This window comes from Oryzomicrobium sp. (assembly GCF_021287045.1).
Taxonomy (GTDB): domain Bacteria; phylum Pseudomonadota; class Gammaproteobacteria; order Burkholderiales; family Rhodocyclaceae; genus Oryzomicrobium.
In genome coordinates this window covers 221,362-234,105 of sequence record NZ_JAJTBG010000007.1, presented here as the reverse complement: position 1 = coordinate 234,105, position 12,744 = coordinate 221,362, and the positions used below count along the sequence as shown (strand labels likewise).

The following is a 12,744-nucleotide window of genomic DNA, read 5'->3' as shown; positions in this document are numbered from 1 at the left end:
CCCGCCACGAAGGCGTCCAAAACGACGGCTCCAACGTGTTTTTGCAAGGGAGAGAATCATGACCAGCCCCGCAGCCCAGGGCCTCACGGTGCGGACGCGCTTCACACTGCTGATCGTCGCCAGCGTCGCCATCCTCGCCGTTATCTTCGCCCTCATCCTGGCCGCCCAGCGCGACCGGCTGATCGAGGACCGCAAGGAGCAGGTGCACAACCTGATCGACGGCGTGGTGACCATGGTCACCTACTACGAAGGCCAGGCCAAGACCGGGCAGATGGAACCGGAAGCGGCCAAGGCGGCCGCCCTGGGCGCCATCCGCGCCATGCGCTACCGCAAGAGCGAGTACTTCTTCGTCCAGAACCTGGACAACAAGATGCTCATGCACCCGATCAAGGCCGAGCTCGAAAACAAGGACATGTCGGGGCTCAAGGACCCCAACGGCAAGCTGTTCTTCCAGGAGTTCATGCGGGTGGTCAAGGAATCCGGCGCCGGCTACGTGGACTACCTGTGGCCCAAGCCCGGCGCCGAGGCCCCGGTGCCCAAGCTCTCCTACGTGAAGCTGTTCCAGCCCTGGGGCTGGGTGATCGGCACCGGCATCTACATCGACGACGTGGACACCATCTTCCGCGCCCAGGCCCTCAAGTTCGCCATCTACATGGGCATCGCCGTGGCCCTGCTGGCCGGCTTCCTGGTGCTCACCTACCGCAGCATCTTCCGTGCCCTGGGCGGCGAACCCCGGGATGCCAAGGCGGCGGTGCAGCGCATCGCCGACGGCAACCTGACCGAGGAAATCCGCCTTGCTCCCGGCGACACCACCAGCCTGATGTCCTCCATGCGCGACATGCAGCGCGAACTGCGCAACATGATCGGCCAGGTCATCTCCAGCTCGGAACAGCTCACCGAGGCCGCCGACCAGCTGCTCGCCACCTCCGAGGAAGTCACCGGCAGCGCCCTGCACCAGAGCGAGGCCTCGTCGGCCATGGCCGCCGCGGTCGAGGAAATGACCGTGTCCATCGACCAGGTGGCGGACAACGCCCGGGTCGCCCACGGCATCAGCGTCGAATCCGGTGATCTCTCGGAACGGGGCACTGCGGTGATCCACGGCGCCGCCGGCGAGATGCGCCAGATCGCCGACTCGGTGCGCTCCTCCTCCACCATCATCGAGGAGCTGGGCCGCCAGTCCAACCAGATCACCACCATCGTCAACACCATCAAGGAAATCGCCGACCAGACCAACCTGCTGGCCTTGAACGCCGCCATCGAGGCGGCCCGGGCCGGCGAGGCCGGCCGCGGCTTCGCCGTGGTGGCCGACGAGGTGCGCAAGCTGGCCGAGCGCACCAGCCAGTCCACCCAGGAAATCGCCGACATGATCGGCAAGATCCAGGGCGGCACCCGCAACGCGGTCACCAGCATGGAAGCTGGCGTGGCCCAAGTGGAAAACGGCGTGGCCCTGGCCAACCAGGCCGGCGAATCGATCCTGCAGATTCGCGACTCCGCCGCCAAGGTGCGCGACGTGGTCAACGACATCACCGCCTCGATCAAGGAGCAGAGCGCCGTCTCCAGCGACATCGCCAGGAGCGTGGAAAAGATCGCCCAGATGTCCGAGGACACCGCCGGCGCCATCGGCCACGCCGCCAACGCGGCACGCCGCCTGCACGAGCTTTCCGGCACCCTGCAAGGCGCCGTCAGCCGCTTCCGCATCGGCTGAACGCAGTTTCCGGCCATGAAAAAAGGCGCCAGCAGGCGCCTTTTTTCATGGGGCAGCGATACGGTCACCCATCCTGCGCCACCGGTGACATAGCGCCTCGTTGTTATACTCGATGCATAAGCAATGAAGCATTCGACAAGGCCGCCCCAAGCCGGACGCCGCGCTGCGGGGAAAATCGACAATGACAGAACTTTATCGCGTGATCATTTCCGGACGCACCATCTCCGGACGCCCACTGAATGAGGTCTTCGATCAGGTAGGCAGGGCATTCAAGCTCCAGGGCGACCAGCTGGCCCAGATGCTCTGCGGCAGGCCCGTGGTCGTGGTCAAAAGCGCCACCGGCCCCGTGAGCGAGCAATGGCTGACGCGCCTGCGCGGCCTCGACCTGGAGGCGATGCGGCAACCCCTTGCCCCAATCGCGCCGGTGGTGGAAGCACCAGCCACGCCAACGGCTACGGCCGCCCCGGCGAACGTCGCCACCGAGACTGCCGAGGCAGCCACAACTGCCGCGCCAACCGTGGAAACAGCCGTGGAGGAAATCGTCTGCCCCAAGTGCGGCGAGGCCCAGCCCAAGCGCACCCTGTGCCGCCAGTGCGGCCTCGACATGCCGCGCTACCTGCTCGCCCAGCAGCAGGCCGCCGAAGAGGCCCGCGAACAACTGACCGCGCAGCAGGCCGGTCCGGCCCGCAACCCCGGCATTGGCACCGGCGCCGGGTTGCGCCAGCCGGCAGCCATGGGCATCGACGGTGCCAGCCTGATCGGCATCGGCTTCAGCGGACGGCTTGGCCGTCTCGACTACCTGGCCAGCGGTTTCGTCGCCACCATCGTCTGGCTGGCCGGCGTGCTCCTGGCGGTGTCCACGGGCCAGTTCTTCATCGCCGGCCTGGGCATTTTCATCGGCCTGGTCTATGCGGTGCGCTGCCTGGCCCTGCGCCTTCACGATACGGGCCACAGCGGCTGGCTCTCCCTGATCGCTGCGGTGCCCATCGTCGGGGTGCTGATGAGCCTGGCCCTGTTCTTCATCCCCGGCAGCCAGGACGACAACGACTACGGCGCCCCGCCCCATGCCGGCGGCGGCAAGCGCCTGCTCATTTCCCTCGTCCTCTCCGGCCTGATGCTCGTCACCGCGTTCAAGCAGATGACCCGCAGCCCCGAGAACCTCGTCAAGTTCGCCCAGGCCATGGCCATCGGCACCGAGTGGATGGCTCCGCCCAGCACGGGCGACGACGAGGGGGACGAGGAGACCACCATGCCGCCGGTCACGCGCTACGCCGCCAGCAACCAGGTCGACCTCTACGTCATTCCCGGTTGCGGCAGCTGCGACCAGATGCACGGCTGGCTGAGGGCCAACGGCATCCAGCCGGCGGTGTACAACGTGGATGGGGACCCACAGGCGGCGGAGGAACTGCACGACATGCTCGGCGGCGGAGCCCAGCACATCATGCTGCCGGTGCTGCGGGTCAACGGCAAAGTCTTGCCCGGCAACCCGGGCATCAACCTGGTCCACAACCATCTGCGCCCAGCCTCATAACGACACTGGCAGCAGCCCCCTCCACAAGCAAAAGGCCGCATTGCAGCGGCCTTTTGCTTGTGGGGCGACGGGCGCCGGCGCTATCGACGCCCGCCCTCCCCCCAGCGCCCGGCGGCTGCGTCGTCGGTTTCCCGGGCATCCACCCAGCGGGCACCCTCGGGGGTTTCCTCCCGCTTCCAGAACGGCGCCCGGGTCTTCAGGTAGTCCATGATGAACTCGCAGGCGGCGAAAGCCTCGCCCCGGTGGGCGCTGGTCACCGCCACCAGGACGATCTGGTCGCCGATGTCGAGCCGGCCGATCCGGTGGATGACGGTCACATCGAGCAAGTCCCAACGGCCCCGGGCCTCGTCCACGATGGCCGCCAGGGCCTTTTCGGTCATGCCCGGATAGTGCTCCAGGGTCATGGCCGCCACCGCCGCACCGTCGTTGCGGTCGCGCACATAGCCGACGAAGCTGGCGCAGGCCCCCACCGCCGGCTGGCCCCGGGTCAGGGCGGCCAGCTCGGCACCGACATCGAAGTCGGCTTCCTGAACGGCGATCTTCATGGCCTCAGCCCCCGGTCACCGGGGGGAAGAAGGCCACCTCGTCGCCTTCCTTCACAGCAGCGGTGAGCGGCACCATGTCCTGGTTCACCGCGCAACGCAGGTTTTTGAACGAGGCCAGTTGCCCCCAGGCCTCGCCCCGGGCTGCCAGGTGGGCGCGCAGATCGGCCACGGTGGCCACCCCGGCGGGCAGGGCCAGGGATTCGGACGATGCCCCCAGGGCTTCCTTGAGGGCGGCGAAGTACAGCACGGTCACGGTCATGGCGGTCCTTGCGACGAAATCAGCCGAGCAATTCGGCCAGGGGCAGGAAGCGGACGATGTCCCCCGGTGCGATCACGGTGCCCGGCGGGTTTTCCACCAGGCCGTCGGCCCAGGCCACCGAGGTGAGCACCCCGGAACCCTGGTTGGGGAAGCACTCCAGCTCACCGTTGGCCCCCAGGCGTACGCGCAGGTATTCGTGGCGGCGCGGATCGGGGCGGGTCCAGGAAAAACCTGCGCGCATCGGGTAGCTGCGCGGCGCGGCGTCGGCCACGCCCTGGAGCTTGAGGACGAAGGGGCGCACCAGGGTGAGGAAGGTGACGAAGCTGGACACCGGGTTGCCCGGCAGGCCGATGAAGGGCACCTCGCCGGTCGGCCCGTCGCCGCCGCGTACCGCGCCCAGGGCCAGGGGCTTGCCCGGCTTGATCGCCACCTGCCACAGGTCGAGGCGGCCTTCGGCTTCCACCGCCGGCTTGACGTGGTCTTCCTCGCCCACCGAGACGCCGCCGGAGGTGACGATCAGGTCGGCCTGCTGCACCGCCTCGCGCAGAGCCGTGCGGGTGGCCTCCAGCTTGTCCGGCACCTGGCCCAGATCCTTGACCTCGCAACCCAGGCGCTCCAGCAGCGCCACCAGGGCGAAGCGGTTGGAGTTGTAGATGGCCCCCGGCGGCAGCGGCTCGCCGGGCATGCGCAGTTCATCGCCGGTGAAGAACACCGCCACCCGCACCCGCCGGTACACCGGCAGGGTGGCCAGGCCGACGGAGGCGGCCAGGGCCACGTCCTGGGGCGTGAGTTTGCGCCCGGCGGGCAGGATGGTGTCGCCCTCGCCGATGTCCTCGCCGCGGCGGCGCACCGCCGTACCGGCGGCGGGCACGTCCAGCAGGGTCACCTGTTGGCCCTCGGCATCAGCCTCGGTGCGCTCCTGCATCAGCACCGTATCGGCCCCGGGGGGGATCGGTGCACCGGTGAAGATGCGGGCGGCGGTGCCGGGACGCAGGGGCAGCCCCACGCTACCGGCGGTGATGCGCTGGGAAATCGGCAGGGTGACGCGACCGTCGGCCCCAGCGGCGGCCACGACGTCGGCATGGTTGAAGGCGTAGCCGTCCATGGCCGAGTTGTCCAGGGGCGGGACGGCGATGGCGGAGCGTTGCTCCTGGGCCAACACCCGGCCGGCGCAGGCGATGGTGGGGATGGCTCGCTCCCCGCTCACCGGCGTGGCGGCGGCGAGAAGGCGGTCGAGGGCGTCGTGCAGGGTCAGCATGGGCATTCTCTTGCGTAGTCGCGTGGGTCAGGTCCGGACGTAGGCGGCGATGAAGTCGGCCACGGCGTCCGGATCGTTCAAGTCGAGGCGGGACAAGGGCGGCGGCAGGTCCAGGTCGGCATCGCTGGCCACTGCCACCACGTAGGGATTTTCAGGATAGATCAGGGGCCGGCCGTGAACCGGACGATGAATTTCGATCTTGGGGATCGGGTCGTTCTTGAAGCCTTCCACCAGCACCAGGTCGCAGGCCGACAGGCGCTCCAGGTGCTCGGCCAGGGTCGGCTCCGGTGCCCCGCGCAGTTCGTGCAGCAGGGCGTAGCGGGAATTGCAGGTGATCAGCACCTCCGCCGCGCCGGCCTGGCGGTGGCGATAGGAGTCCTTGCCCGGCTTGTCGATGTCGAAATCGTGATGGGCGTGCTTGATCAGGGACACCCGCAGCCCCCGGGCGATCAGGCGCGGAATGAGCTGTTCGATCAGGGTGGTCTTGCCCGAGCCGGAATAGCCGGCGAAGCCGAACACGGTCTTGCCGGCGATGCGCGGGGTCAGGTCGGCGGCCCGGGGCACGGGCGTGGGGGAAGGCAAAGAAGAAGCGTGACGAAGGGATTCGGTCATGGACGAACGATAGCGTGCAATGGGACCAGGCGCCACGGCGCGGGTCAAAAACGGCGGTGGCGGATTCCGGGCGCCGGACGGCGCAGGGAGGCTGGGAATACAGGGGCCGGGGACGAAACCGACGCCCCCGCTGCCCGGCGCGTGCGGGTGAATCCCGCCCTCAGCCGGCCACCGCCAGCACCGGGGCAAAGCCGCCGCCCGGGGTGCGGAAGTTGGTGGTCTGGCCCTGGTAGAGGCGGGCCGCCACCAGTTGCACCTGGCCGGCGTAGGCATAGTTGCGCACGTCAACCTTGAGGGGCTGATCCCCTTCCGGCGTTGCCACCATCCGGGTGGACGGCGGCACCAGGGCCTGGGCCACGTAGCCGCCGGCGGCCGGATCGCTGCTGGCGACGACGATCTCCTCGAACACCCGCTTGGTCAGCTTGTCGCCCCGGTAGGCGGCGCGGCTGCCGAAGCCGGCGGCGGGCTTGAAGAACCAGCGGCGCCGCTCGCCCCACAGGGCCTCGGCATTATGGGGGGTGACCTGGCGGGTTTCGGCCGTGCAGGCGGCGATGGCCGCCCGGGTGGCGGCATCGGCGCCGGCCTCGGTCAGCCAGGCCGGATCGGACAGGCGGGTCATCAGCCGCTTGTCGGCGAACAGTGCGTGGGCCGCCGGATGGGGGGTGACCACCGCCGCGCCGCTGCGCCACGCCTGTCGCAGGGCCTGGGAAGACGGGGCATCCAGGTAGAAGTCGGTGAGACGGTTGTAGACCAGATCCACCGGCTGGCCCTGATGGGTGAGGTAGGCGCCGTCCCAGGCCAGCTCGGCAGGATCGGCCACCGCGGCCTGCCAGCCGTGACGGGCGAGCAGATCCACGGTGAGGGTGAATTCCGGGGCCAGATATTGCTCGGCCGGCGCCTCGTCCACCACCACCGCCCGGGGCAGGGCGGCGCGCTTGCCTTCCCGGGCCAGTTCGGCGGCGAACATGGCGGCGATGGCCTCTTCCAGGGCCGCCCCTTGGCCGGGTTGCCAGGCATCGAGCAGGGCCGCCATGAGCAGGGCGCCGCCGGCGTTGGTGTTGATCTCGATCAGGCGCGGGCCTTCCGGCGACAGGTGGAAGTCGTAGCCCATGAAGGCCGAGGCGGCCAGGGGCCTCTCGGCGGCGACGTCGCGGCCGGCCCGTTCGGCGGCGCTGGCCGGGGCCTGGGCCAGGGCCACTTCGCGCCAGGCCGGCAGGGCGGCAACGGCCTCCATGGCGGCGGCGAAGGCGGCCATGGCATCCAGGTCTGCCTGGGCCACGTGGACCCGGGCGGCGGAAAACAGGGTGGGCCGGCCGGCCAGGGCTTCGCTGCCGAGGCGGGCGTCGAGCACGGCGGAATCGGGCCGTCCGGCGTCGGGCACGGCGTTGCGCTGCTCGGCGGCGGCGCGTTGGGCGTCAGGCACGGTCTGGGCGGTCATGGCGTGGGGTCGTCAATCGGATGTCGGTTGGGGAGGTGCGTCGGCAGCGCGCTTCAGTAGCGGCCCTCGGCGAAGAAATCGAGGACCACCTGCTCGTCCCGGGTGCGGCGCATCGGCGGCAGACTGCGCCAGACGCGCCGGCCGTAGGGTTTGTCCACCATGCGCGGGTCGCAGATCATCAGCACGCCTCGGTCGGTCTCGCTGCGGATGAGGCGGCCGGCGCCCTGCTTGACGTTGATCACCGCCCGGGGCAACTGGTAATCCACGAAGGCGTTGCGCCCGGCCTTGTTCATGTGCTCGATGCGCGCCGACAGCACCGGATCGTCCGGCGGGGCGAAGGGCAGCTTGTCGATGACCACCAGGGAGAGGGCCTCGCCGCGCACGTCCACCCCTTCCCAGAAGCTCTGGCTGCCCACCAGCACGGCGTTGCCAAGCTGGCGGAAGCGGTCGAGCAGCTCGTTCTTGCTGCCCTCGCCCTGGATCAGCAGGGGGATGTCCAGGCCCTCGTCCTCGATGCGCGCCTTGAGCAGCTCGTGGATGCGGCGCATTGCGCGCAACGAGGTGCACAGGAAGAAGGCACCGCCCCGGGCGGCCTTGAGCACCGGCCAGGCCTTGTTCATCACCGCGTCCGGGTAGGCGGAATTGTTGGGGTCGGGCATGCCGGACGGCGAGTAGAGGATGGCCTGCTCGTCGTAGCGGAAGGGGCTTTCCCAGCAGGCGGTCTCCACCTCCCACAGGCCCATCTCGGCGCAGTAGTGGGTGAAGTTCTGCTGCACCGCCAGGGTGGCGGAGGTGAAGATCCAGGCCCGGGGATGGCCGCCCATCTGGCGGCGGAAGATGCGGGCGATAGACAGGGGCGTGGCGTTGAGTTGCAGGGCGTGGGTGTAGGCCTCGGCCCAGCGGATGTGCTCCACCGGGGCGGCTTTGTCGGAAGCCGCACCCTGCTTGGCTCCCGGGGCAGGCTCCTCGGGGAAGGCTGTCTCGTCCGTCTCACCGGGCACCCCGCGGCGCCACTTGTTCACCAGGACGGCCAGTTCCAGGCTGCGCTCCCAGCAGTTCTTCAGCCCCTCGCTGCGCCCGGCCTGGGTTTCGAGGATGGCGGCCAGGTGGTCGATGGCCGCCTCGAAGCCGTCCAGGGCCGATTCGAAGTCGGCAAAGCGCTGCAACTGGGCCAGGGAATAGCGGGCCGGGTCGATGGGCACCGCCAGACGCAGGTCCTTGGCGGCCTTTTCCAGGACGGCGCAGGCCGGCGGCAGGTCGAGGCAGTCCCTGGCGTCGGTGAGGGCCTCGGCCCGGGTGTCCCGGGCCAGGTCGATGGCCTGGCTGGTGGATACCGATTCGCCGAAGAACAGGCTGGCGGTTTCCGGCAACTGGTGGGCCTCGTCGAAGATCACCGTGTTGCAGGCCGGCAGCAGTTCGGCAGCCCCCTCGTCCTTCAACATCACATCGGCGAAGAACAAGTGGTGGTTCACCACCACCACGTCGGCTTCCTGGGCCTGGCGGCGTGCCGCCAGGACGAAGCAGTCCTTGTGGTTGGGGCATTCCTGGCCCAGGCAGTTCTCCCGGGTCGAGGTGGCCATGCCCCACACCGGCGCGGCCTCGGGCACGTCCGGGCATTCGGCCTTGTCGCCGGTGCCGGTGATGGCGGCGAAGCGGGCGATACGCTGGATGTAGGTGGAATCGTCCCGGGTGAGGAAGCGGCCTTCCAGCAGGGAGCGCTGCAGGTGGTAATGGCAGACGTAATTGGCCCGCCCCTTGAGCAGAGCCACCTTGACCGGGGCGTTGAGCACGCCGCGCACCAGGGGGATGTCCTTGGTGAACAGCTGGTCCTGGAGAGTCTTGGTGCCGGTGGAGACGATCACCTTGCCGCCGGAAAGCAGGGCCGGCACCAGGTAGGCGAAGGTCTTGCCGGTACCGGTGCCGGCCTCGGCGACGAACACCCGGTTGTCGGCCACGGCGTCGGCGATGCGCAGCGCCATCTCGCGCTGCTGGGGGCGCAACCGGTAGTGACCCACCGAGGCGGCCAGGGGGCCATCGGGGCGAAAAATCTGCTCCACCCGGGCGCCCAGGGCCGAGGCGGGAACGTACGGAGCGGGAGGGATCGATGCGCCAGATTCCACGGATGCCAGGGCGCTGGCGGGAACGGCGGCGGGGGTGTGGGGAGAAGCCATCGGTCGAATCGAGCAGGGTGCCGCATCCTATCAGATTGGCGCCCCGGCCCGGCGGTTGCATGGCTCTCCGGAAAATTGAGAGGAAATTCAGTCAACGCTAAAATGCCCGCCGGCTTGCAGTTGCTGCGCCCGCTTCGGCCGCTTCCCTGCCTGACTGCGGCACCGGACGGTCTTCTCCTTCCCCCCGCTTTTCCCGCGCCCGCCTCCCGGCCCCGGCTCCGTCCGCTGCCGGAAGCAGCGCCGTTTTCCCCTGGGCAGCCCCGGCCCCGCCGGTGCGCCCGTTCCACCCGACGTCGGGAATCTCCCGGCGCCGGCTCACGACTCATGTCCGGCTCCTTCGTTTCACGCAATCTGAAGCACCTGCAACTGGCGGGCATGCTGGTCGTCGTCCTGACCCTGTGCATCGGCCTGGGCGGCTATTTCACCTGGCAGTACGCCCGCACCTTCCGCGACAACACCGCCCAGCTGCACGAGACCATCCAGGCCCGCTACCAGGACCAGCTCAAGACCCAGGCAGAAACGCTGGGCAACGACCTGGAGCAGACCCGCAGCCAGGCCGACGCCCGGCTGCGCGGGCAACTGCGCCGCCAGGTGGACGACGGCACGGCCATCGTCGCCGGGCTGTACGAAAAATCCGGCCGCATCCAGGGCCCCATCACCCGCCGGCTGGTGGCCGAGGCCCTGCGGCCGCTACGCTTCTTCGACGGTCGGGGCTATTTCTTCATCAGCGGCGAGGACGGCCGCAGCATCCTCGCCCCCGACCAGCCGGAGCGCGAAGGCACGTCCCTGGCCGATCTGCGCGACGATGCCGGCCAATCCCTGCTGGCCGCCCTGCGCCAGGCCGTGGACAACCCGGAGGGCGCGGGCTACATCACCTACCGTTGGCACGCTCCGGGCGGAGCCGCGCTGCGCGACAAACTCTCCTACGTGCGGCGCTTCGCGCCCTACGGCTGGCTGATCGGAGCCGGCGACTTTGTCGACGCGGCGGAACAGGACATGCAGCGCGAAGCCCTGGCCCGCCTGAATGGCAGCGCCGCCGCGCGCAGCGGCGAACTGCTGGTGCTGAACCGCAGCGGCCGGCTGCTGCTGGCCTCCGCCCAGCCGGCACTGGAGGGCCTGGCCCCCCGGGACCTGCCTGCTCCCGAACTGCGCGCGGCCCTGGAACGGCTGCATGAGATGGCCACCCGGGGCGGCGGTTTCGTCCGCCACGACTGGGTCAAGCCCGGCGCGACGGCCACGGAGGACGGCCCGCCGCCGCCCCTCGCCCCGCGCTTTGCCTACGTGACGCCGCCCGACGCCTGGGGCTGGTCCCTGGTGACCGGCACGGACCAGGGCGCCATCGACGTCGAGGAAATCCGGCAACGCCAAGCACTGGAAGGGGAACTGGCCAAGCAAGGCAGCGCCATCATCCTGGCGCTGCTGGTCACCGTCTCGGTGGCCATGCTCTTCGCCGTGTTCTACGCCCGCTGGCTGGAAACCCTGTTGCGGCGCTCGCGCCAGGACGGCCAGGACCAGGCCGAGACCCTGGAGGCCCAGACCCGGGACCTGCGTCTGGCGGCCCGGGTGTTCGAGAGCGGCAACCAGGCGGTGGTGGTCACCGACGCCGGCAACACCATCGTGGCGGTGAACGCCGCCTTCACCCAGATCACCGGCTACACCCCCAGCGAGGTGCTGGGCCACAATCCGCGCCTGCTCTCATCCGGCTACCACGACGGCGAGTTCTACCGGCAGATGTGGCAAGCGTTGCGGGAAAGCGGCACCTGGAGCGGCGAGATCTGGAACCGGCGCAAGGACGGCAGCCTGTATCCGGAGTGGCTGCACATCTCCACCCTGTTCGACGACGCCGGCCAGGTCACCCACCGGGTGGCCGCCTTCTCCGACGTGTCGGAACGCAAGGCGGCCGAGGCCCGGGTGCGCTACCTGTCCGAATACGACGCGGTCACCGGCCTGCCCAACCGCCTGCTGCTGGAAGAGCGCTGCAACGAGGCAATCCTGGACGCCCGGCGCAGCGAGCACGGCCTGGCCCTGTGCATCCTGGACGTGGACCGCTTCAAGACGATCAACGATTCCCTCGGCCACGGGGTCGGCAACCGGGTGCTGCACATCGTCGGCGAACGCCTGGTGGAAACGGCCGGCGAAGGCGCCACCGTCAGCCGCCTGGGCGGCGACGAATTCGCGGTGATCCTCCCCGGGGCCAGCGACGCTTCCGCCGCGGCGTCGGCCGCCCGGTCACTGATGGATGCCTTCACTCCGCCCCTGGTGGTGGATGGCCACGTCCTGGCCATCAACTGCAGCGTCGGCGTCACCCTGTTCCCCGGGGACGGCAACGATTTCGACACCCTGCTGCGCAACGCTGACGCAGCGGTCAACCATGCCAAGGAAACGGGGCGCAACCGGATGCAGTTCTACCGGGAGGAAATGAATGCCCAGGCCCGGGAACGCCTGGCCCTGGAGCAGGCCCTGCGCCGCGCCCTGGAACGGCAGGAGCTGACGCTGTACTACCAGGGCCAGTTCGACCTGGGCACCGGGCAGTTGCGCGGCGCCGAGGCCCTGCTGCGCTGGCGGCATCCGGAACTGGGCATGGTCGCGCCAGACCGTTTCATCCCCATTGCCGAGGATACGGGCCAGATCCTGACCATCGGCCGCTGGGTGCTGCTCGACGCCTGCCGCCGTGCCGCCGGCTGGCAGCGGCCGGGGTGCCCGCCGGTCACGGTGGCGGTGAACATCTCGGCCCGCCAGTTCCACCACGGCGACTTGGCGGCCGAGGTGCGGCACGCCCTGGAGCTGTCGGGCCTGCCCCCCGCCCTGCTCGAACTGGAAGTGACCGAGAGCGTGCTGATGGGCGGCATCCAACCGGTGATCGACACCCTGGACGAACTCAAGGCCATGGGCGTACGCCTGGCCCTGGACGATTTCGGCACCGGCTATTCGAGCCTGGCCTACCTGAAGCGCTTTCCCCTCGACGTGCTCAAGGTGGACCGCTCCTTCGTCCTGGCCCTGCCCGACGACCAGGACGACGCGGCCATCGTGGCGGCCATTCTCGGCATGGCCGGCCACCTGGGCCTGGCCACCGTGGCCGAGGGCGTGGAGAACGAGGCCCAGCGCGACCACCTGCGGGCCCAGGGCTGCCAGGTGGTCCAGGGCTACCTGTTCGCCCGCCCCCTGCCGGCCAAGGACTTCGAAGCCGCGTTCATCGCCGCCCCGGTCAAGGCCTGAACCGGAATC

9 protein-coding genes are annotated in these 12,744 nt (G+C 69.5%); 3 read left to right on the top strand and 6 right to left on the bottom strand.

Translation table 11 applies throughout. The annotated features are described in order from the left end of the window. Positions 1-58: 58 nt before the first annotated feature. Together LWW89_RS10080 and LWW89_RS10075 are read left to right on the top strand one after the other, a co-directional pair. Positions 59-1,705 carry a methyl-accepting chemotaxis protein gene (locus tag LWW89_RS10080; protein ID WP_293263850.1) on the top strand — a complete coding sequence of 549 codons (1,647 nt, stop codon included), beginning with the start codon at positions 59-61 and terminating at the stop codon, positions 1,703-1,705. 181 nt (positions 1,706-1,886) lie between these two features. After that, a complete protein-coding gene (locus LWW89_RS10075; RefSeq protein WP_293263849.1) occupies positions 1,887-3,236 on the top strand; it encodes a DUF805 domain-containing protein in 1,350 nt (449 codons plus the stop codon). Between the two features lie 80 nt (positions 3,237-3,316). Here the strand turns inward: LWW89_RS10075 and moaE are convergent, their stop codons facing one another. From moaE to LWW89_RS10045, 6 genes are all read right to left on the bottom strand, one after another. Then, positions 3,317-3,781 carry a molybdopterin synthase catalytic subunit MoaE gene (gene moaE, locus LWW89_RS10070; RefSeq protein ID WP_293263848.1) on the bottom strand — a complete coding sequence of 155 codons (465 nt, stop codon included), beginning with the start codon at positions 3,779-3,781 and terminating at the stop codon, positions 3,317-3,319. 4 nt (positions 3,782-3,785) lie between these two features. Next, complete coding sequence (gene moaD / locus LWW89_RS10065; protein ID WP_293263847.1) at positions 3,786-4,040, bottom strand: molybdopterin converting factor subunit 1; 255 nt, start codon at positions 4,038-4,040, stop codon at positions 3,786-3,788. Positions 4,041-4,059: 19 nt separating this feature from the next. Then, positions 4,060-5,298: a gephyrin-like molybdotransferase Glp gene (gene glp / locus LWW89_RS10060; protein ID WP_293263846.1), complete on the bottom strand. Its 1,239-nt coding sequence runs from the start codon at positions 5,296-5,298 to the stop codon at positions 4,060-4,062. A gap of 27 nt (positions 5,299-5,325) precedes the next feature. Then, positions 5,326-5,910 carry a molybdopterin-guanine dinucleotide biosynthesis protein B gene (mobB, locus tag LWW89_RS10055; protein ID WP_293263845.1) on the bottom strand — a complete coding sequence of 195 codons (585 nt, stop codon included), beginning with the start codon at positions 5,908-5,910 and terminating at the stop codon, positions 5,326-5,328. Positions 5,911-6,070: 160 nt separating this feature from the next. Then, a complete protein-coding gene (locus LWW89_RS10050; protein WP_293263844.1) occupies positions 6,071-7,348 on the bottom strand; it encodes a hypothetical protein in 1,278 nt (425 codons plus the stop codon). 53 nt (positions 7,349-7,401) lie between these two features. Next, positions 7,402-9,519 carry an ATP-dependent DNA helicase gene (locus LWW89_RS10045; protein ID WP_293263843.1) on the bottom strand — a complete coding sequence of 706 codons (2,118 nt, stop codon included), beginning with the start codon at positions 9,517-9,519 and terminating at the stop codon, positions 7,402-7,404. Positions 9,520-9,843: 324 nt separating this feature from the next. Between LWW89_RS10045 and LWW89_RS10040 the strand changes: the two genes are divergently transcribed. Next, a complete protein-coding gene (locus LWW89_RS10040) occupies positions 9,844-12,735 on the top strand; it encodes an EAL domain-containing protein (RefSeq protein ID WP_293263842.1) in 2,892 nt (963 codons plus the stop codon). The last annotated feature ends 9 nt before the right edge of the window (positions 12,736-12,744 follow it).

Bases quoted from the DNA above. Each gene is read 5' to 3' on its own strand.
- LWW89_RS10045 (WP_293263843.1), bottom strand. From the start codon at position 9,519: ATGGCTTCTCCCCACACCCCCGCCGCCGTTCCCGCCAGCGCCCTGGCA.
- LWW89_RS10050 (WP_293263844.1), bottom strand. From the start codon at position 7,348: ATGACCGCCCAGACCGTGCCTGACGCCCAACGCGCCGCCGCCGAGCAG.
- LWW89_RS10040 (WP_293263842.1), top strand. From the start codon at position 9,844: ATGTCCGGCTCCTTCGTTTCACGCAATCTGAAGCACCTGCAACTGGCG.
- moaE (WP_293263848.1), bottom strand. From the start codon at position 3,781: ATGAAGATCGCCGTTCAGGAAGCCGACTTCGATGTCGGTGCCGAGCTG.
- LWW89_RS10080 (WP_293263850.1), top strand. From the start codon at position 59: ATGACCAGCCCCGCAGCCCAGGGCCTCACGGTGCGGACGCGCTTCACA.
- moaD (WP_293263847.1), bottom strand. From the start codon at position 4,040: ATGACCGTGACCGTGCTGTACTTCGCCGCCCTCAAGGAAGCCCTGGGG.
- LWW89_RS10075 (WP_293263849.1), top strand. From the start codon at position 1,887: ATGACAGAACTTTATCGCGTGATCATTTCCGGACGCACCATCTCCGGA.
- mobB (WP_293263845.1), bottom strand. From the start codon at position 5,910: ATGACCGAATCCCTTCGTCACGCTTCTTCTTTGCCTTCCCCCACGCCC.
- glp (WP_293263846.1), bottom strand. From the start codon at position 5,298: ATGCTGACCCTGCACGACGCCCTCGACCGCCTTCTCGCCGCCGCCACG.